The following is an 18766-nucleotide window of genomic DNA, read 5'->3' on the forward strand; positions in this document are numbered from 1 at the left end:
TAAGTTTCAAGTTGTATGTGAGGAGAACTTTTGTTTCTGTTTAAGATAACAGCGTAACCTGAAATGTGAAACCTGAAACAAAATTTTTATTTAGCTCTTGTCCAGCAATCCTGGGCGTGATCATTGACCATTCCGGTGGCTTGCATGTGTGCATAAACAACTGTTGAACCGACAAATTTAAATCCTCTTTTTTTTAAATCTTTACTGATTTCGTCAGAAAGCGGAGTGGTAGCCGGAATATCTTTTGAGGTTTTTGGATGGTTTATGATCGGTTTCCCATCGGTGAATTTCCAAATATAATCTGAAAAACTTCCAAATTTTTCCTGAACTTTCATAAATGCCTGCGCGTTTGAAATAGCAGCTTTTATTTTGAGTTTGTTGCGGATGATTCCGGTGTTTTGCATCAATTCTTCGATTTTGTCTTCAGAATATTGTGCTACTTTTTTATAATCAAAATGGTCAAAAGCGTTTCTGAAGTTTTCTCTTTTGTTTAAAATGGTTATCCAGCTTAATCCGGCCTGAAAAGTTTCCAGAATCAAAAATTCGAATAGAGTAGGGTCATCATAAACCGGAACACCCCATTCTTCATCATGGTATTTTTTGTATAAATCGCTTGATGTACACCAGCTGCATCTAATAGGTTCCTGCGTTGTCATTCTTTTGAATTATGATCTGAATTGAGATTGTCATTTTCCAGATATTTTTTAATTAAGTGATGTCCTGCATAAATTAGTGGAGTGAGTAGAACTGCCACAGATAGTTTAAAAACATAGCCTGTTAGTCCGGAAGAAATAAAGGTATCAAAATCAATTTTTCCCGGGAGCCAAAAAGCAATTCCAAGGACTATAAAAGAATCAAATAATTGTGAAATTACAGTTGATCCGGTTGCTCTTAACCATATTTTTTTTTCTCCGGTTCGTCTTTTAAAAAACCAAAATATCCAAACATCGATTAATTGTGAAGCCATAAAGGCAATTAAACTTCCAACAATAATCCACATACTTTGGCCAAATACAGCCTGAAATTGTTCGTCGTTTACAGGACTTATTCCTTTTGCTGCCGGAATTACGATTGCCATAAACAATAGTAAAAAAGCATAGGCAATTAGGCATGCCGTTATAAAAGAAAGTTTTTTGACTCCCTTTTCACCAAAATATTCATTGATTAAATCAGTAGTAAGAAAAACAATTGGCCAGGGTAAAATCCCGATACTCATTACGAATGGTCCTATCTGAATTAATTTTCCTCCAATCAGCTCGGCTACAACAGCATTGGTTATAAAAATTCCTGCCAGAACTACAAAAACAATTTCCTTTTTGGTTTTAAACATATATTTGGTAAATGATAATTCAAATTTAAGCTATTTCTGTATAACATAAAATGGTTTGATTTTAAATTAAAATTTTGTTTTAAAATGGTTTGAAAGTTAAATTTTTATAGAAACAGTCTTTTTTAGTTATTTTTGAAACAATAATAATTTTATTATTAAAACAAAATACTAATAATTAATGAAAAAAATAATCACATTTTTTCTCATGGGAACAACTTTTTTTGCGTCAAACGCACAAACTAATGTCGAAAACCCTTTGCTTAAGCCATGGGTTGGCCCTTACGGTGGAGTTCCTGCCTTTAACGAATATAAAGTATCTGATTTTAAACCGGCAATTGATTTTGCGATTCAGGAAAAATTAAATGAAGTTGATGTAATTGCAAATAATCCAAAAGCGCCAACTTTTGATAATACAATTGCTGCTTTAGAACTTTCTGGAAAAACTATTTCGAGAATTTCTTCTGTTTATGGAATTTACAGATCAAATTTAAGCAGTGCTGAATTTAGTGCAATTGACAGAGAAATGTCTCCTAAATTGTCTGCTTTTGATGATAAAATCAATCAAAACAGAAAGCTATTTATTAGAATTGAAACTTTATATAATGCTAAAGAAAGTAAAAAACTAACCAGTGAACAACAACGTCTTATTTGGGTGTATTATACTCGTTTTGTTCGTGAAGGAGCAAAATTAGATGATGCAAAAAAAGCCAAAGTAAGTGCAATTAATCAAGAGCTGGCTTCTCTTTTTACTAAATTCAGTCAAAATTTATTAGCCGAAGAGCACAATCAATACGTAGCTTTAACTACAGAAGCTGATTTTTCGGGATTACCAAACGAAGTAAAAAATGCTGCAATTGCTGAGGCTAAAGCCAGAAAATTAGATGTATTGGGTTGTATTGCGAACACACGTTCCTCTATTGAGCCATTTTTGACATTTTCTACTCGTAGAGACCTAAGAGAAAAAGCTTTTGATATTTTTGTAAAACGTGGTGACAACGGAAATGAAAATGATAATAATGCGACGCTGGTAAAGATTTTACAATTGCGTCAGCAAAAAGCAAAATTACTTGGTTTTCCTACTTTCGCACATTGGAATTTATCTAATAAAATGGCCAAAGAGCCGCAAAGAACTCTTGATTTAATGGAGTCTGTTTGGGAGCCGGCAGTTGCAAAAGTAAAGGATGATGTTGCCGAAATGCAAAAAATTGTAGATGCTGAAGGAGGTAATTTTAAAATTCAGCCTTGGGATTATCGTTATTATGCTGAGAAAGTTAGAAAAGCAAAATACGATTTAGATCAAAATGAAGTGAAGCAATATTTGCAATTAGAAAAACTTCGCGAAGGAATGTTTTGGGTTGCGGGTGAATTATTCAATTTGAATTTTAAACAAATTACAAATGTTCCGGTTTATCATTCTGATGTACGCGTTTGGGAAGTGAGTAATAAAGTTACCGGAAAACTTATAGGTCTTTGGTATTTTGATCCTTATGCGCGTGTAGGAAAGCGTTCAGGCGCATGGATGAATTCGTATAGACAACAACAAAAATTAAACGGAGAGGTACTTACAATTGTTTCTAATAACTGTAATTTTATTAAAGGAGCTGATAACGAGCCAATTTTGATTTCATGGGATGATGCTTCTACTTTGTTTCACGAATTTGGTCATGCATTACACGGTTTATGTTCTGATGTAACTTATCCAAGTTTGGCAGGAACAGCGGTTGCGAGAGATTACGTAGAGTTTCCGTCTCAGTTGTTAGAGCACTGGCTGGCTACTCCGGAAGTTTTAAGTAAATTTGCTTTGCACTATAAAACAGGGCAACCCTTGCCAAAAGAATTGATGGAAAGAATTGAGAGAGCTGCTAATTTTGGCGAAGGATTTGCTACTGTCGAAACAATTTCAAGCTCTTTAATTGATATGAAATTGCATTTGACTACTGATATAATTGATCCTCATAAATTCGAAAAAGAAAATTTAGACAAATTGCACATGCCGTCAGAAATTGTGATGCGTCATAGAATTCCACAGTTTGGACACATTTTTTCAAGTGATGGATATGCTGCTGGGTATTACAGTTATTTATGGGCAGATGTGATTAATGCAGATGCCTGGGAGGCTTTTGCTGAAGGAAAAGGTCCTTATGATACAGAAGTGGCAAAAAGACTTTATGATACAGTTTTTAGTGTAGGAAACACCATTGATCAGGAAAAAGCATACGAGAATTTTAGAGGAAGAGCTCCAAAGTCTGATGCCTTGATGCGTGCTAGAAATTTTCCTGTTAAGGGTAAAAAATAATATATTTCATAGTAAAAAAAAAGCCTCGAATAACTAATATTCGAGGCTTTTTGATTTTGATAAAAGGGATGTTTTACCACCATCCCTGTACATTATAAACAACAGATTTTGCCTGACCATTTCCATAAGCAACTCCTACTTCCTGGTAGGCTTTGATTAAGTCTCTTTTAAGATTGATATCTGTTTCTATTTTGTAGTCCCATTCTCTTTGTTCAAGATCTAAAACGCGTTTCGATATTTTTGCGGATAAAGTTTTAACCTCATTGTAGCAGCTTGCCTGAGGATCAATAGAATTTAAAATTTCTCCTGCTTGGTTTGCGGTAGAAACATCCTGATTTGCAGCCCAAAGATTATTGGCTTGAGCTAATTTTAGTTTACAATCTCGATCTATCATTTTGTTAAAGATAGGCGCAATGCTTGCTACTGCTTTGTGGTAACACTCCGTACATTCTTCAGGAATTGCTGTAAGTTTATAAATGGCCTCATCGTATTTTAGCTGCGCCTGAAGGGCATGAGCTTCTTTGATTATTTGAGCGCAACGAGTATTATAGTAAGTGATGATTTTGGTTTTTCCATTTGACACAAAACTCTGAATGCTTTCGTCATTAGCGTTTATTTCCTTTATGGCTTCCATATAGGCAGTGTTTTCATTTGTACCTACACCTTTAACCGTTACGGTATGACTTGAATATTTTTTTCCGTCTAGACCGTCACCAATATAAAGATTTATATTTAAAGTTAAAGCAGTCATTGGTGGAGCTGTAGCTAACATATCTTTGGTTAGAACATTAATATTGGCTGTAATGATAAATCTTGAATCAATACCTGATGCAGCTATTCCGTTTGCACTGGTGATTTCGTTCAATTTACTAATTAATAAGCTTTCTGCTCCTGCCGGCAGATTTTCAATTTGCTCCGGGACATAAGATGTTAAGGCAATATTGCCCAAAGCCTCTTTTGAAGATGGACTTTGTGCAGCTGTAAAAAAGCTACAGCCCAATATAGCTAATGCGCTAAAAATATTTTTATTGATAAAATTTCTCATAACTGTTTCTTTTATTTTTCACCTAAAATAATTACCGCTTGACCTAGACCTTTCATAGTTAGTTTGTTCGGAATTGAATATGGGGCATTTCTTAAATAATCCTGAAGGCCTTTAAGGAATCCTCTGGCATCTGTAGCTCTGTTTTTACTATCATAAAGTGGTATGCGTACTTGTTCAAAAAGCATACTGTTTTCGGTTACATCACTTGTATTAAAACGTCCCTTAACGGTGTTTTGTGAAATCCAGTCTTCTATGATCGTGCTTAAATCTTGTCCGTCATATTGTTTTTCCAAATTACCAGACCAGCCGTTGAATTTTTTAATTCGAACAATTATTTCTCTGCCATTTTCAAACATGTCATCAAAATGCTTTTGAAGCTGCGCATTAAAGTTGTCTACATGAGCCAAAACAGCTTCTTCAAGAAGAACTGATGTTTCTGCAGAAAAAGATGGAGCTCCAGTTCCCTGTGCGGCAGCAATTTGTTTATCGGTATAAGAATCGATTCCCTGAAGGATAAAGTTTACAGAGTTTTTCGGCCCAACTTGTTTTGTAGCCCAGGTTAATTGTATGATAATATCTGCTTTAGCAACTTTTTTTAACTTGTCTATCGGGCTTTCTGCGATTCCTGATTTAGCTGTCATAGCATTTTCAGCACTTTCTGCTTCAAGAGTTTTGATTGCCGATTCCATATCTTTTAGAGGAAAACCTCTTTCGGCCATTAAAGTATTGATTTTAGATATCACGGTTTTAATGTCCATGTTTTCTTGAAATACTTTTTTATAATTAGGTATTTTTACTTTTGTTCCCTGATTATTATATTCCATCATATATCCATTAGTGTTGCACCATACGTCACTGGGAACTATCATAATGGTTGGTTTTTTTGCTTGTGAGAAAGCAATATTTACAAATAAAATTGCAAATAAAGCTAGTGATTTTTTAAGGTTAACGATTTTTTTCATTAGTTTTTTAATTATTATTTAAGAATACCGTCTGCAATTAATTTCTTTTTTAAATCGGAGCGAAGAACCCTCAAAACAAGTCCTTTGGTGATACTTTTATGAGCTTTTCTTTTATCTCTTTTTTCGTTGTTCTCATCACGTAAAGAAATAAAACGTTTGTAGTTTCCGCTATCGGTAAAAAAATCGTTAAAATACTCTTCGTATTTTTCACGTGCATTAACTTCGGTGATAAGAGGTTTTGTTTCACATTCCTGCTTGCCTTCATGGATGCCGTTAAAAAGCACATCGCGTACTGCATTTTTTTTTGCCTGTTCTTCAGCATCAGCATTGTTTTTTCCATTTCCCCATGCTTTTACAGTTTGGGAGCCATCTAATTCAATACCAAGACATTCAGTTTTGTGAATGTAATTACCTGCTATTTTTTGCTGAGCATGCGAAGTGGTAATTACTAGGAATGCGATTAATGGTAAAATTAATTTCATGTTTTTATGTATTAGATTAAAATCCTGATGATAAAGTTCTGATGATTCCGGCAGCTTCAAGATCTTTTCTTAGAGCATCTTTAGATACAGATACGATTACGCCAATCTTATATTCTTTTCCAACTTTCATACGATCAGAAGGATCTATATTTCCGTCAGTTGATTCGCTAACGTATTTCATGTATTTACCTCCCTCTTCAAAGAAAGATTGAAAAAAATCCTGCTTTTCAGTTTCAATGTTTGGATTGGTAGTTAAGGGCTTTTGGGCGTTGCAACCTCTTTCTCCGGCAGAAAAACCTTTAAAAATAACACCATGTATAGCATTTTTTTTGGCTTGTGTAATGGCAACACTGCCTTTTTTAGAATATGACCAAACTTTTACCAGGTAAGTTCCGTCGGTGCCAATGCCTGCACATTCAATTTCATATTTCCATTCGTTTGTTGCTTTATCAGCTTTTTTTTGTGCTTGACCAAAAACAGTCAATGAAGAGATTAAAATAAATAGAGTGAATAGTTTTTTCATTTTTATTTGTTGATATTAATTGTACGATTATTTTCCTTTTTTCTGAACTAACAACATTCCCGGATAAAGTTCTTTTCCACTAATTTTTTTGAAATGAGTTTTATCTGTAGTTGTGTCAGGGTTTTCTACATCGGATCCATAGCGATTGTCCCAAATAGGATATTTTTCATCTACTTTTACTTGTCCTACAGTAACATAAACGGGAATACCTTGTTCGTTAATTTGCTGTTCTAAAACATCAAAAACAGATTTTGTAGTCAACCCTTCTTTTAACCCAATTTTTGCGGTAGGCGGTTCGCTTGTATATAGTGGAGTTTTTGTTTTGAATTGATCATGATTTTTTTGAAGTTTTACAATTACCGCATCCATGGCTTTCATTGTAGCTCTTTCAACTAATTTTAAATCTGTTTTGTTTGTGAAAATTGACGATTGAACATCAGCCCAGGAATCATCGGTTCCTATATAAATTAATTTAAAAATATCAGTTTCATCAAAAGCTTTTTTCTTTTCAGGTGTAATAGTTTTGTCAGTAGCCCAAAAATCGGCATAAAATTTAGCTGCAACTTCATCATTCCAATCCAATCGATATAAATGCCCTTTTGTTTTTACAACGTATCCTTTACCAGCAACAGTTACACCAACAGAAGTCAAGGCAGCAACATTTGAAACATTAGAGGCACCAGGAACAAAAGTGGCTGCTTGCGAAACGATATTTAGTAAACTACTGGTTTTTTTAGCAACCTCTTCTTTGTTTGTGTACCTGAATTCATTGATAAGTACAAAGGTGTTTTTAATTAATTCTTCACCGGCATCCCCTAGCATGGCTAAGCCTCTTTTACTGGCTCTGGCCTTGGCAATATCTAACATTGAAGCATCATAATGACCTCTGGATTTAATAAGACTCATGTTGAAGCCTCCTTTTGGAGACCGTTCAAACCATTTGGCTACTAACATCTTAGCAATATCACTGATTTCTTTTTGATTTGCCTTAATTTGATCTTTGGTTTCCTGAGGCAATAAATCATATTCCTCTTTTTGTTGCCTTTGTTCATCAAAAGTGACCCTTTTGTCGATATATTCTAATATTTTTTTCTTTTTTGTTACCCCTATTTCTTTTGCTTCCTGTTCCAGTCTTTTCCGTTCCGCTAAATATTCTTTGGAATAAGAAGTTTGAGAAGCCGCTAGAAGATTAAGCGTTTGATTTGATACGGGTTCAGGTAAATCTGATGAGTCATCTGAAGATCCTACACTAATTATTGTATTTAATAAACCTGTATTTTGAGTGCCAGTTTGAGCTGATCCAAATAATGCAGGAGGAGGAGTTGGTAATTTGCTTAAAATTCTATTATCTAAATTATGATTATTGAATTTATCAGGTATTTTACTAGAGATAAAATATCTTTTTATCGAATCAGAAAATGGCATAGAAGGAGTTTCTATCATCATAGTATAGAGCGAACTTCTTCTATATTTTACTTTTAAAGGGTTTGATTCTGGTGCTTCCTCCACAATTTGTTTGTCAACATTCTCTTCGACTTCTTTTTCTTTAACTAAAGTAGTTTTTGGCGACTTTTTGGCAGTTGTCTTTTTTTTAGACTTTGTTTGGGCGCCAGCCAGCGTCAGGTATAGAATTAATAATAAAGTACTTAGTAGTTTTATTTTCATAAAGTTGGCATGTTTTTAATTCAGTTTTTGAGCAGTAAAACTAAAGTTTATTTTTTTAATAAACAACATAAAAAATTAACATTGTTTAGAATATTAAAACAAGAAAAACCTCAAAAAAATATACTTATGATGATTTTTTATAAGAATTTAACTACTGTTTAAGGTTTTAAATTCGTTCTTTTGTTAAAGAAATAAAGGAGGCTATTGTTTGTACGTTTTTTTTAATATTTGCCTTTTTGTACAGTTGATTTTTTATTTAAGATTTTAATTTTCGGTAAATAAAACATAAGAAATTATATAAAAAAAGCCCGAATAAATAAATATTCGGGCTTTTAAAATATTGAAATAATATATTAACCTAAAGTAACTCTTTTGAAACCAGTGATTTCAACGTTGAATCCTTTAACATAATCACCAACTTTTTTACTGTCATCTTTGATGAAGTTTTGATCTAGTAAAGCTTTTTCTTGATCTAAAGTTGTATTGTCAGAAATGAAACGTTGAATTTTCCCAGGAATAATTTTATCCCAGATTTGTTCTGGTTTACCTTCCGCTTTTAATTCAGCTTTAGCATCTTCTTCAGCTTGTTTTAAAACTTCTTCCGTTAATTGAGAGAAAGAAATGTATTTAGGAACATTTTTCAAAGTTTTTCCTAAACGTTTTGCTTCTTCATTGTCTTTTTCGATTACTGCAATACGAGCAGCAAGTTCAGATTCAACGAAAGCTGGGTCAAAATCTTTGTAAGATAATGTATCAGCTCCCATAGAAGCAACTTGCATAGAAACATCTTTCGTTAAAACATCAGCATTAGGAATTGCAGTAGAAATTGCAGTTAATGCAGCAATTTTGTTAACGTGAACATAAGATCCAACGAAAGCACCTTCTAAAATTTCAAAACCACCGATTTCAATTTTTTCACCGATAACACCAGTTTGCTCGATTAATTTTTCAGCAACAGTAATTCCGTTGAAATCTGAAGCTAAAAATTCTTCTTTAGTGGAGAAGTTGATCGCTTTTTCTACTAAATCTTTAGCTAAAGTTACGAAAGCCTCATTTTTACCTACGAAGTCAGTTTCGCAGTTTAAAGTGATGATAGCTCCTTTAGTGTTGTCAGCATTGATAAAAGAAACAGCAGCTCCTTCAGAAGACTCACGGTCAGAACGGTTAGCAGCAACTTTTTGTCCTTTTTCTCTAAGGATTTGTATAGCTTTATCGAAATCTCCGTCAGCTTCAACTAAAGCTTTTTTACAGTCCATCATTCCGGCACCTGTAGATTGTCTTAATTTATTTACGTCTGCAGCAGTAATTGTTGCCATAATATTTTGAATTTTAATGTTAAAAGTAAAAATTCCATCTTTTAAATCCCAAACTCCAATTTTATTAAATTATCAACATAACGTTTTTAATTTTGTATTTGGAATTTGGAATTTAAAATTTGGAATTTAAAATTTGATTTATTCTTCAGTTGCAGGAGCAGCTTCAGCAGCTGGTGCAGCTTCAACAGCAGCAGCAACTTCTTCAGTAGCTTCAACTTCTTTTTCAGAACCTCTGTCAGAAAGACCTTCGATTACTGCAGCAGTTACTAAAGATAAAATTTTGTCAATTGATTTAGAAGCATCATCATTTGCAGGAATCACGTAATCAACCTCTCTTGGGTCTGAATTCGTATCAACCATTGCGAAAACTGGAATGTTTAATTTTTGTGCTTCTTTTATTGCGATGTGTTCAGCTTTGATATCTACTACGAACAATGCAGCTGGTAGTCTCGACATGTCAGCGATTGAACCTAAGTTTTTCTCTAATTTAGCACGTAGACGATCAACTTGTAAACGCTCTTTTTTAGAAAGTGTCATGAAAGTACCATCTTTCTTCATTTTATCAATAGAAGACATTTTTTTAACTGCCTTTCTGATAGTTACGAAGTTTGTTAGCATTCCACCAGGCCATCTTTCAGTGATGTAAGGCATGTTTGCAGCCTTTGCTTTATCAGCAACGATGTCTTTTGCTTGTTTTTTGGTAGCTACGAATAAGATTTTTCTACCTGAAGCAGCGATTTTTTTCAAAGCTTCGTTAGCTTCTTCAATTTTAGCTGCAGTTTTATATAGATTGATAATGTGAATACCATTACGCTCCATATAAATGTAAGGAGCCATGTTTGGATCCCATTTTCTAGTCATGTGTCCAAAGTGAACACCTGCTTCTAGTAAGTCTTTTACTTCTATTTTGTTTGCCATTTTTGTACTAGTTTACGTTCTGTTGATTAGCAATGTGTTTTGAACTTTTGGCTTTAGGCAATTTGCTTTAGGCTTTAAGATTTCTGACTTTAAGACTTTCGACTTTAAGACTTAACCCATTTAGATGCTAAACTATTTCCTACCTCGATAGGAGAGCAACAATAACTGTGTTTTTTAATTTCAATAAATAAATTGATAGTCTTGTACCAATGTACAAGACAGGTAATATTAACGTTTAGAGAACTGGAATCTCTTACGAGCTTTTTTCTGACCGAATTTCTTACGTTCAACCATTCTTGGATCTCTTGTTAATAAACCTTCTGGCTTAAGGATTCCTCTGTTTTCAGCGTTAACTTCACACATTACGCGTGCTAATGCCATTCTTACAGCTTCTGCCTGACCAGTTGTACCACCTCCGTAAACGTTTACTTTTACATCAAAGTTGTTTACATTTTCTGTCATAGACAATGGTTGTAAAACTTTGTATTGTAAAGTTGCAGTTGGAAAGTAAGTTGCGAATTCTTTTTTGTTTACAGTGATGTTTCCAGTTCCTTCAGAAACGTAAACACGTGCAACAGCGGTTTTTCTTCTACCGATTTTGTGAATAACTCCCATTACTTAAGATCATTTAGGTTAACAGTTCTAGGTTTTTGAGCTCCGTGAGTATGCTCGGCACCTACAACAACATTTAGATTTCTAAAAAGTTCAGCTCCTAATTTGTTTTTAGGTAACATTCCTTTTACAGCTTTTTCTACTAATAATGCAGGGTTCTTAGCTTGCAATACTTTAGCAGTTAAAGTTCTTTGTCCTCCTGGGTAACCTGTATGACGCATGTAAATTTTGTCATTCAATTTTGTACCTGTAAGGTTAATTTTTTCTGAGTTGATAACAATTACGTTATCCCCACAGTCAACGTGTGGTGTGTAACTTGGCTTGTACTTACCTCTTAAGATCATCGCAACCTTTGAAGCAAGACGACCTAAGTTGTGACCTTCAGCGTCTACAACAATCCACTCTTTTGTTACAGTGGCTTTGCTAGCTGAAATTGTCTTGTAGCTTAATGCGTCCATAATATTATTTTAATTAAACATTCCATCCCCAATAAAGGGGATGCAAAAGTACAATTAATTATTTTAAAACCAAATACCTGAAAAGATTATTTTATTTGCTGAAAATCAGGCTGTCAGTTTTTAAATTTAAGCGATGAAAAAAAATGATTGTAATGTTTTTGATTAGATGTGTTAAAGTTTTTAATTTTTTTGAGAATAAAGCTTTAAAGATCGAATTAGGATTTTGCACAAAGAAGTCTTATGGCAATCTGTTTGATTTGAGGTTTTTATTTTAAAATATCTTGTGATTTTAATAAGTGTTAGGGGGTTTTTTGTTTTATTTTGAGTAATTCTACTATATTTGTATTAATTACATAAAATTGAATTGGATGAAAGCTAAAGCAACTCTAAAACAAATTGCGAAAGAATTGGGTGTTTCTGTGTCTACTGTGTCTAAGGCGTTGAATGATAGTCCGGAAATTAGTGAGCAAACGAAGATTAAAATTAAAGAGTATGCTAAACTCAAAAACTATAAGCCAAATGTTATTGGGCTGAACTTAAAGAATCGTAAAACCAAAACGATTGGGGTAATTATACCTAATATATTAAACTCCTTTTTTGCAAAGGTTTTTAGTGGTATAGAAAAAGTAGCCGATAAAAAAGGATATAATGTAATTACATGTATTTCGAATGAATCCTTAGAAAAGGAGATTCATACACTTGAAATGTTGAGTAATGGAACGATTGATGGTTTTATTCTTTCTGTTTCGCAAGAAGCTCAAAAATTAGAAGATTATGCTCATTTTTCTGAAATTATTAATGATGGAACTCCAATTGTGATGTTTGACCGGATTGCAGATGGGGTTGAATGTGATAAAGTTGTGGTTGATGATTTTGATTCGGCTTTGAATTCTACACAGCATTTAATTAATTTAGGCTGTAAAAATATTGCCTTAATTTCTTCAGTAGATAATTTAAGTGTTGGAAAATTAAGAGCTGATGGATATTTGAAAGCTTTACAGGATAATAATATTCCGGTAAACGAAAAAATTATTCTTCGCACAGATTCGGAAGATGATATGAAAAGTAAAATTGAAGCAATTTTTGATCATAAAATTGACGGAATTTTTGCTTTGGATGAAAATGATTCAGTTGCAGCTTTGAGGGTTAGTTTGAAAAAAGGATTTAATGTTCCGGAAGATATTTCAATAATAGGATTTGCTGATGGAATCTTAGCGTCAAGACGTTTGTCTCCAAGTTTGACCACTGTGAGTCAGCATGGTATTGAAATAGGTGAAGTTGCAGCCAAACGCTTAATTTCAAGATTGGAAGAAGGTGAAGGTGAAACTTCTGACTATGAAACAATTGTTATTAAAACAAAGTTAAAGGAAAGAGAGTCAACCAGAAAATCTAAATAAAAAAGAAAACCATTTTAATTTTAAAATGGTTTTTTATGGCTTTTTTTTAAATTTTAAATGTTATAACGGGTCTTGCTGCATGATTTACTAAGCCTTCACTAATGCTGCCGTTAAAAAAGTGAGCGAAAGCTGTTCTGCCATGAGTACACATTCCTATTATGTCTGCATTAATGCTGTTTGAAAAATTAATAATTCCTTTTTCAATATTAGTGTCGTTATATATATGGGTAGAGTAATTTGTCAGGTTAAATTCATCTATAAAATCTTTCATTGCTTTTTCAACAACATGAGTTGTTTTAAAGCTGTTAGGGGTGCAAATTGTAACCAGATGTATTTTTGAATCAAAGAATTGGGTGAAATTTAATAGTTTTTCAAAAGGTTTTTTAGATTCTTCTGTAAAATCTGAAGCAAAAACTATCGTAGAAGCGTTAAAATTTGAGATATCTTTTTTAATAACCAAAACCGGAATATCAGAATTTCGGACAACTTTTTCAGTATTAGATCCAATTAGTAATTCCTGAACGCCTGAAGAGCCATGTGATCCCATTATAATTAAGTCAATATCGTTTTCTTTGCTGACTTGTGAGATTCCATGAATCGTTTTGTCAATTTTTAAGATTTCGGTTACGGAGATGTCTTTAAGATAGGTTTTTTCGGTAGTTTTGTTCAGCATTTCATGGGCTTTTTTCATAAACAGCATTGTTTCAGGAATGCTTGCTCCGCCTGTAATTGCATCGTTCATTTGGCTTGGTAATTCCAGCATGTGAAGCACGATGATTTCTGAATTGTTTTTGCGGGCTATTTGTGCTGCGACTTTTAAGGCGTCTTCAGCGTGTTCTGAGAAGTCAGTAGGGACTAAAATTCGTTTCATGTTTTTGAGGTTAAATTATTTGAATAATCCGTTATTTGGTGCTCTTATAAAGATAAGAAATATTATTAGGGTAATCTAATTATTTGATTTATAAAAAAAACACTATATTTGCACCGTTATTTATTAAAATCTAAATAATGAGGGGACTAAGTGTCCCCTCTTTTTATAAAATTATGACATTTAAAGAAAAAGTAAACGCATTAATTACTGAAGCCCTTTTAGAAAGGCCCTCAATCTTTTTGATTGATTTGAGTATTTCTGATTCTTTTAAGATTAGTGTAGGTTTAGATGGTGATAATGGAGTGGCACTTCAGGATTGTATTGATATTAGTCGTGCAATTGAGAATAATCTGGATCGCGAGGAACAAGATTTTTCTCTTGAAGTTGCATCTGTAGGAGTAGGTTCGCCGCTGAAATTTACAAGGCAATATGTGAAAAATATTGGTAGAACATTGATTGTTACTACAAATAGTGAAAAAATTGAAGCAGAATTAGTAGAAGCTAACGATGTTTTTATAATTTTGTCTTGGGAAGCCAGAGAACCGAAGAAAATAGGAAAAGGAAAAGAAACAGTTCAAAAAGAGCAACAAATACCTTATAGAGAAATTAAAGAGGCAATTGTTACAGTAACATTTTAATTAAAGAATTCGCATGGAAAATTTAGCATTAATCGATTCATTCTCAGAGTTTAAAGACAATAAACTTATTGATCGTGTAACGCTTATGGCAATTTTAGAGGACGTGTTTAGAAATGCATTGAAGAAAAAATACGGTTCTGATGATAACTTCGATATTATCATAAATCCGGATAAGGGAGATATGGAGATTTGGAGAAGAAGAGTAATCGTTGCAGACGAAGATCTTGATTTTGAAAATGAAGAAATTACTTTAACAGAAGCAAGAATGATTGAAGCCGATTTTGAAATTGGTGAAGAAGTTTCTGAAGAAGTTAAATTGATTGATTTAGGAAGAAGAGCTATTTTGGCCTTGCGTCAAAACTTAATATCAAAAATTCACGAACACGATAATACCAATCTTTACAAACAATTTAAAGATATTATTGGTGATATATATACTGCCGAAGTACATCATGTGCGTCCAAGAGTAGTTATCTTGGTTGATGATGAAGGAAATGAAATTGTGCTTCCAAAAGAAAAACAAATTCCGTCTGACTTTTTCCGTAAAGGGGATAATGTTAGAGGGATAATTGAAAGCGTTGAATTAAAAGGGAATAAGCCTCAAATCATTATGTCGAGAACTTCTGAGAAGTTTTTAGAGAAATTGTTTGAGCAGGAAATTCCGGAAGTTTTTGACGGATTAATTACAGTTAAAAATGTTGTTCGTATCCCGGGTGAAAAAGCAAAAGTAGCGGTAGATTCTTATGATGACAGAATTGACCCGGTTGGTGCTTGTGTTGGTATGAAAGGCTCTCGTATTCACGGTATTGTTCGTGAGTTAGGAAATGAAAATATCGACGTAATCAATTATACAAACAATATTCAATTGTTTATTACAAGAGCATTAAGTCCTGCAAAAGTTTCTTCGGTTAAAATAGATGAAGAAAACAAAAGAGCTGAAGTGTTTTTGAAATTAGAAGAGGTTTCTAAAGCAATTGGTAGAGGAGGTCATAATATTAAATTAGCAGGTCAGTTAACAGGTTATGAACTAGATGTTATTCGTGAAGGTGATGTTGCTGGAGCGATTGCAGATGAAGATGATGTAGAATTAACAGAGTTTTCGGACGAAATTGAAGACTGGGTAATTGAAGAGTTTGCAAAAATAGGTTTAGATACTGCAAAAAGTATTTTGAAACAAGAAGTAGAAGATTTAGTACGAAGAACAGATTTGGAGGAGGAAACAATTCTTGATGTTATGAAAATACTAAAAGAAGAGTTCGATAGTTAGGTATCTGCTCTAACAACACAACGAAAAAGGTAATAATAAAAAGGTTATATGTCTGAAGAGAGAGTAATAAGAATAAACAAGGTTTTAAGGGAATTAAATATTTCGTTAGAAAGAGCTGTTGATTATCTAAAAGATAAGGGAATTGCTATTGATGCAAATCCAAATGCAAAAATTTCTGATAGCGAATTTAATATCCTGCAAAGCCAATTTGCGGGCGATAAGGGGAATAAGGAAGCTTCTAAAGAGGTGGGGGAAGAGAAAAGAAAAGAAAAAGAAGCATTGCGTGTAGAACGCGAGAAGGAGATTGAAGACAAACGCAGACAAGACGAAGAACGTCAAAAACAACAGGAAATTATAAAAGCTAAAGCTGTTGTGACCGGACCTGTTCAAGTAGGTAAGATTGATTTGAATCCTAAAAAACCTGTTGCTGTTTCTACTCCTTCAGAGGAGCCGGTAAAAGCTAAAGCTGAAGAGCCTAAAGTTGTTGTTCAGGCAGAAGTTGAAAAACCTGTTCAAAAAGAAGAAGTAAAAGTTGAAACTCCTGTTGTTGCTCAAGAAAAAGTCGAAAAACCTATTATTACAGAGAAAAAAGAAGTAAAAGTTGAAACGCCTAAAGTAGCTCAGGAGCCAGTTATTTCAACTGATTCTGCAACTGCAGAAGAAACGATCACTACTCAATATCAAAAATTATCAGGAACTACACTTACAGGTCAAACAATTGATTTATCTCAATTTAATAAACCAAAGAAAAAGAAAGAAGATCCAAAGATAACTCCAAACAAACCGGGAGCGCCTGGAGCAAACAATAACGCCAATAAAAATAAGCGTAAAAGAATTGCTCCTAAGCCAGGAACTCCTGGAGCGCCAGGTGCACCTAGACCGGCTAATGCGCCAGGTACACCAAATCCTAATAAAATTACTCCAAATACTGGAGGAGGTTTTAATGCTAACAGAAGTGCGAGGCCAGGTTTCGTAAAAGGAAATCGTCCAGCTATTGTGGCAAAAGTAGAGCCTACAGAAGAGGAAGTAAAAAACCAAATTAGAGAGACTCTTGAAAAACTTCAGGGGAAAGGTGGTAAATCAAAAGCTGCTAAATACAGAAGAGATAAAAGAGATACGCACCGTCAGAAATCTGATGAAGAGCAAAGAGCGCTTGATGAAGGAAGTAAAACTATTAAGGTTACTGAATTTGTTACAGTTGGTGAAATTGCAATCATGATGGATGTGCCAATTACTAAAGTTATCGGAACTTGTATGTCTCTTGGTATCATGGTTACTATGAATCAGCGTTTAGATGCTGAAACTTTAACGATTGTTGCTGATGAGTTTGGTTATGAGGTTGAGTTTATAACGGTTGATATTGAAGAAGCTATTGAGATAGTTGAAGATAGAGAAGAAGATTTAGTTGTTAGAGCGCCAATTGTTACTGTAATGGGGCACGTCGATCACGGTAAAACATCTTTGCTGGATTATATCCGTAAAGAGAATGTTATCGCTGGTGAGTCTGGAGGTATTACACAGCACATTGGGGCATATGGAGTGACTTTAGATAACGGTCAAAAAATTGCATTTTTAGATACACCGGGTCACGAGGCGTTTACAGCGATGCGTGCACGTGGTGCTCAGGTTACTGATATTGCTATTATTGTAGTTGCTGCGGATGATGATATTATGCCGCAAACAAAAGAAGCAATTTCTCACGCACAGGCTGCGGGAGTACCAATTATATTTGCAATAAATAAAATTGATAAACCAAATGCTAATGTTGAGAAAATCAAAGAGCGTTTGGCCGGTATGAATTTACTTGTTGAAGATTGGGGTGGGAAAATTCAATCACATGATATTTCTGCAAAAGTTGGAACAGGGGTAAAAGAATTATTGGAAAAGGTTTTATTAGAAGCTGAAATTTTAGATTTAAAATCAAATCCAAATAAAGCGGCTCAGGGAACTGTAGTTGAGGCTTTCTTGGATAAAGGAAAAGGATATGTGTCGACGATTTTAGTTCAGCATGGAACTTTGAAAGTTGGAGATTATATGTTGGCTGGAAAGCATCATGGGAAAATTAAAGCAATGCATGACGAACGTGGACATAATGTAAAAGAAGCTGGTCCGTCGACTCCGGTATCTGTTTTAGGTCTTGACGGAGCTGCTACGGCTGGAGATAAATTTAATGTATTTGAGGATGAAAAAGAAGCAAAACAAATTGCATCTAAGCGTTCTCAGTTAATGCGTGAGCAATCTGTACGTACGCAAAGACATATTACGCTTGATGAGATTGGACGTCGTATTGCTCTTGGTCAGTTTAAAGAATTAAATGTTATTCTTAAAGGAGACGTTGATGGATCTGTTGAAGCATTATCTGACTCGTTCTCTAAGCTTTCTACGGAAGAAGTTCAGATTAATATTATTCATAAAGGTGTTGGCGCAATTACAGAAACTGATGTTAACTTAGCTTCTGCTTCAGATGCTATTATTATCGGATTTAATGTACGTCCTGCGGGTAATGCAAGGCAGCTTGCAGATAAAGAAGAAATCGATATTCGTTACTATTCTATTATCTACGCTGCTATCGATGACTTAAAAGACGCAATGGAAGGGATGCTGGCTCCTGAAATGAAAGAAGAAGTTCTTGGAACTGCAGAAATTCGTGAGATTTTCAAAATTTCTAAGGTGGGTTCTATTGCAGGTTGTATGGTGACAGATGGTAAGATTTTAAGAGCTTCAAAAATTAGAGTAATCAGAGAAGGTGTTGTTGTTCATACAGGGGAACTTGTTGCTTTAAAACGCTTTAAAGATGATGTTAAAGAGGTGACCAAAGGGTATGATTGTGGTATCCAGATTAAAGGTTTTAATGATATCGAAGAAAGAGATGTTATTGAAGCGTACCATGAAGTTGCAATTAAAAAGAAGTTGAAATAATATTTAAGCAAAAAAAAAGTCCCAATGAAAATTGGGACTTTTTTTTTGCTTCTAATTCTTCTCGATT

At 34.0% G+C, this 18766-nt stretch carries 17 protein-coding genes; 5 read left to right on the forward strand and 12 right to left on the reverse strand.

Features of this window, described 5'->3' with window-relative positions; genetic code table 11:
• Nucleotides 1–86: 86 nt before the first annotated feature.
• On the reverse strand, nt 87–656 hold the full coding sequence (locus tag FLV_RS18475; RefSeq protein ID WP_243236170.1) for a DNA-3-methyladenine glycosylase I: 570 nt from the start codon (nt 654–656) through the stop codon (nt 87–89).
• On the reverse strand, nt 653–1330 hold the full coding sequence (locus tag FLV_RS18480) for a queuosine precursor transporter (RefSeq protein ID WP_243236171.1): 678 nt from the start codon (nt 1328–1330) through the stop codon (nt 653–655). The genes FLV_RS18475 and FLV_RS18480 overlap by 4 nt, the downstream gene beginning before the upstream one ends.
• Before the next feature lie 178 nt (nt 1331–1508).
• Between FLV_RS18480 and FLV_RS18485 the strand changes: the two genes are divergently transcribed.
• The gene (locus tag FLV_RS18485) at nt 1509–3626 is read left to right on the forward strand and encodes a M3 family metallopeptidase (protein WP_243236172.1); all 2118 of its coding nucleotides are present in this window, start codon (nt 1509–1511) and stop codon (nt 3624–3626) included.
• Nucleotides 3627–3699: 73 nt separating this feature from the next.
• Here FLV_RS18485 and FLV_RS18490 read toward each other — a convergent pair whose 3' ends face one another.
• The 9 genes from FLV_RS18490 to rplM form a co-directional block, all read right to left on the reverse strand.
• A complete protein-coding gene (locus FLV_RS18490) occupies nt 3700–4671 on the reverse strand; it encodes a hypothetical protein (RefSeq protein ID WP_243236173.1) in 972 nt (323 codons plus the stop codon).
• 11 nt (nt 4672–4682) lie between these two features.
• Complete coding sequence (locus FLV_RS18495; RefSeq protein ID WP_243236174.1) at nt 4683–5633, reverse strand: DUF6175 family protein; 951 nt, start codon at nt 5631–5633, stop codon at nt 4683–4685.
• A gap of 14 nt (nt 5634–5647) precedes the next feature.
• Nucleotides 5648–6115 carry a hypothetical protein gene (locus tag FLV_RS18500; protein ID WP_243236175.1) on the reverse strand — a complete coding sequence of 156 codons (468 nt, stop codon included), beginning with the start codon at nt 6113–6115 and terminating at the stop codon, nt 5648–5650.
• Between the two features lie 16 nt (nt 6116–6131).
• On the reverse strand, nt 6132–6638 hold the full coding sequence (locus tag FLV_RS18505; protein WP_243236176.1) for a hypothetical protein: 507 nt from the start codon (nt 6636–6638) through the stop codon (nt 6132–6134).
• Between the two features lie 27 nt (nt 6639–6665).
• Nucleotides 6666–8303, reverse strand: coding sequence for a hypothetical protein (locus FLV_RS18510; protein ID WP_243236177.1), 1638 nt, complete (start codon nt 8301–8303; stop codon nt 6666–6668).
• Nucleotides 8304–8656: 353 nt separating this feature from the next.
• Nucleotides 8657–9619, reverse strand: coding sequence for a translation elongation factor Ts (tsf, locus tag FLV_RS18515; protein WP_243236178.1), 963 nt, complete (start codon nt 9617–9619; stop codon nt 8657–8659).
• Between the two features lie 138 nt (nt 9620–9757).
• Nucleotides 9758–10537, reverse strand: a complete 780-nt coding sequence (gene rpsB, locus FLV_RS18520; protein ID WP_243236179.1) for a 30S ribosomal protein S2 — start codon at nt 10535–10537, stop codon at nt 9758–9760.
• A 228-nt stretch (nt 10538–10765) separates the two neighbouring features.
• Nucleotides 10766–11152 (reverse strand): 30S ribosomal protein S9, encoded by a 387-nt coding sequence (gene rpsI / locus FLV_RS18525; protein WP_012023687.1) that lies wholly within the window; start codon nt 11150–11152, stop codon nt 10766–10768.
• On the reverse strand, nt 11152–11607 hold the full coding sequence (gene rplM, locus FLV_RS18530; RefSeq protein ID WP_232675962.1) for a 50S ribosomal protein L13: 456 nt from the start codon (nt 11605–11607) through the stop codon (nt 11152–11154). Before rplM ends, rpsI begins: the two co-directional genes overlap by 1 nt.
• Nucleotides 11608–11975: 368 nt before the next feature.
• Here rplM and FLV_RS18535 point away from each other — a divergent pair, with 368 nt between their 5' ends.
• Nucleotides 11976–13004, forward strand: a complete 1029-nt coding sequence (locus FLV_RS18535) for a LacI family DNA-binding transcriptional regulator (RefSeq protein ID WP_243236180.1) — start codon at nt 11976–11978, stop codon at nt 13002–13004.
• Nucleotides 13005–13050: 46 nt separating this feature from the next.
• Here FLV_RS18535 and FLV_RS18540 read toward each other — a convergent pair whose 3' ends face one another.
• Nucleotides 13051–13875, reverse strand: a complete 825-nt coding sequence (locus FLV_RS18540; protein ID WP_243236181.1) for a universal stress protein — start codon at nt 13873–13875, stop codon at nt 13051–13053.
• 173 nt (nt 13876–14048) lie between these two features.
• On the opposite strand from FLV_RS18540, the gene rimP reads away from it, so the two are divergent.
• The 3 genes from rimP to infB are packed head-to-tail and all read left to right on the forward strand — an operon-like array spanning nt 14049 to nt 18699.
• Nucleotides 14049–14513 (forward strand): ribosome assembly cofactor RimP, encoded by a 465-nt coding sequence (rimP, locus tag FLV_RS18545; protein ID WP_243236182.1) that lies wholly within the window; start codon nt 14049–14051, stop codon nt 14511–14513.
• Between the two features lie 13 nt (nt 14514–14526).
• Nucleotides 14527–15780 (forward strand): transcription termination factor NusA, encoded by a 1254-nt coding sequence (gene nusA, locus FLV_RS18550; protein ID WP_243236183.1) that lies wholly within the window; start codon nt 14527–14529, stop codon nt 15778–15780.
• A 48-nt stretch (nt 15781–15828) separates the two neighbouring features.
• Complete coding sequence (gene infB / locus FLV_RS18555) at nt 15829–18699, forward strand: translation initiation factor IF-2 (RefSeq protein ID WP_243236184.1); 2871 nt, start codon at nt 15829–15831, stop codon at nt 18697–18699.
• The last annotated feature ends 67 nt before the right edge of the window (nt 18700–18766 follow it).

The sequence above is a fragment of the Flavobacterium pectinovorum genome, from assembly GCF_022802975.1.
GTDB lineage: Bacteria > Bacteroidota > Bacteroidia > Flavobacteriales > Flavobacteriaceae > Flavobacterium > Flavobacterium pectinovorum_B.

Coding starts and splice junctions, on each gene's coding strand:
- FLV_RS18535 (WP_243236180.1), top strand. CDS start 11,976: ATGAAAGCTAAAGCAACTCTAAAACAAATTGCGAAAGAATTGGGTGTT.
- FLV_RS18490 (WP_243236173.1), bottom strand. CDS start 4,671: ATGAGAAATTTTATCAATAAAAATATTTTTAGCGCATTAGCTATATTG.
- FLV_RS18475 (WP_243236170.1), bottom strand. CDS start 656: ATGACAACGCAGGAACCTATTAGATGCAGCTGGTGTACATCAAGCGAT.
- nusA (WP_243236183.1), top strand. CDS start 14,527: ATGGAAAATTTAGCATTAATCGATTCATTCTCAGAGTTTAAAGACAAT.
- FLV_RS18485 (WP_243236172.1), top strand. CDS start 1,509: ATGAAAAAAATAATCACATTTTTTCTCATGGGAACAACTTTTTTTGCG.
- rpsB (WP_243236179.1), bottom strand. CDS start 10,537: ATGGCAAACAAAATAGAAGTAAAAGACTTACTAGAAGCAGGTGTTCAC.
- FLV_RS18500 (WP_243236175.1), bottom strand. CDS start 6,115: ATGAAATTAATTTTACCATTAATCGCATTCCTAGTAATTACCACTTCG.
- tsf (WP_243236178.1), bottom strand. CDS start 9,619: ATGGCAACAATTACTGCTGCAGACGTAAATAAATTAAGACAATCTACA.
- FLV_RS18495 (WP_243236174.1), bottom strand. CDS start 5,633: ATGAAAAAAATCGTTAACCTTAAAAAATCACTAGCTTTATTTGCAATT.
- FLV_RS18510 (WP_243236177.1), bottom strand. CDS start 8,303: ATGAAAATAAAACTACTAAGTACTTTATTATTAATTCTATACCTGACG.
- rplM (WP_232675962.1), bottom strand. CDS start 11,607: ATGGACGCATTAAGCTACAAGACAATTTCAGCTAGCAAAGCCACTGTA.
- FLV_RS18540 (WP_243236181.1), bottom strand. CDS start 13,875: ATGAAACGAATTTTAGTCCCTACTGACTTCTCAGAACACGCTGAAGAC.
- FLV_RS18480 (WP_243236171.1), bottom strand. CDS start 1,330: ATGTTTAAAACCAAAAAGGAAATTGTTTTTGTAGTTCTGGCAGGAATT.
- infB (WP_243236184.1), top strand. CDS start 15,829: ATGTCTGAAGAGAGAGTAATAAGAATAAACAAGGTTTTAAGGGAATTA.
- rimP (WP_243236182.1), top strand. CDS start 14,049: ATGACATTTAAAGAAAAAGTAAACGCATTAATTACTGAAGCCCTTTTA.
- FLV_RS18505 (WP_243236176.1), bottom strand. CDS start 6,638: ATGAAAAAACTATTCACTCTATTTATTTTAATCTCTTCATTGACTGTT.
- rpsI (WP_012023687.1), bottom strand. CDS start 11,152: ATGGGAGTTATTCACAAAATCGGTAGAAGAAAAACCGCTGTTGCACGT.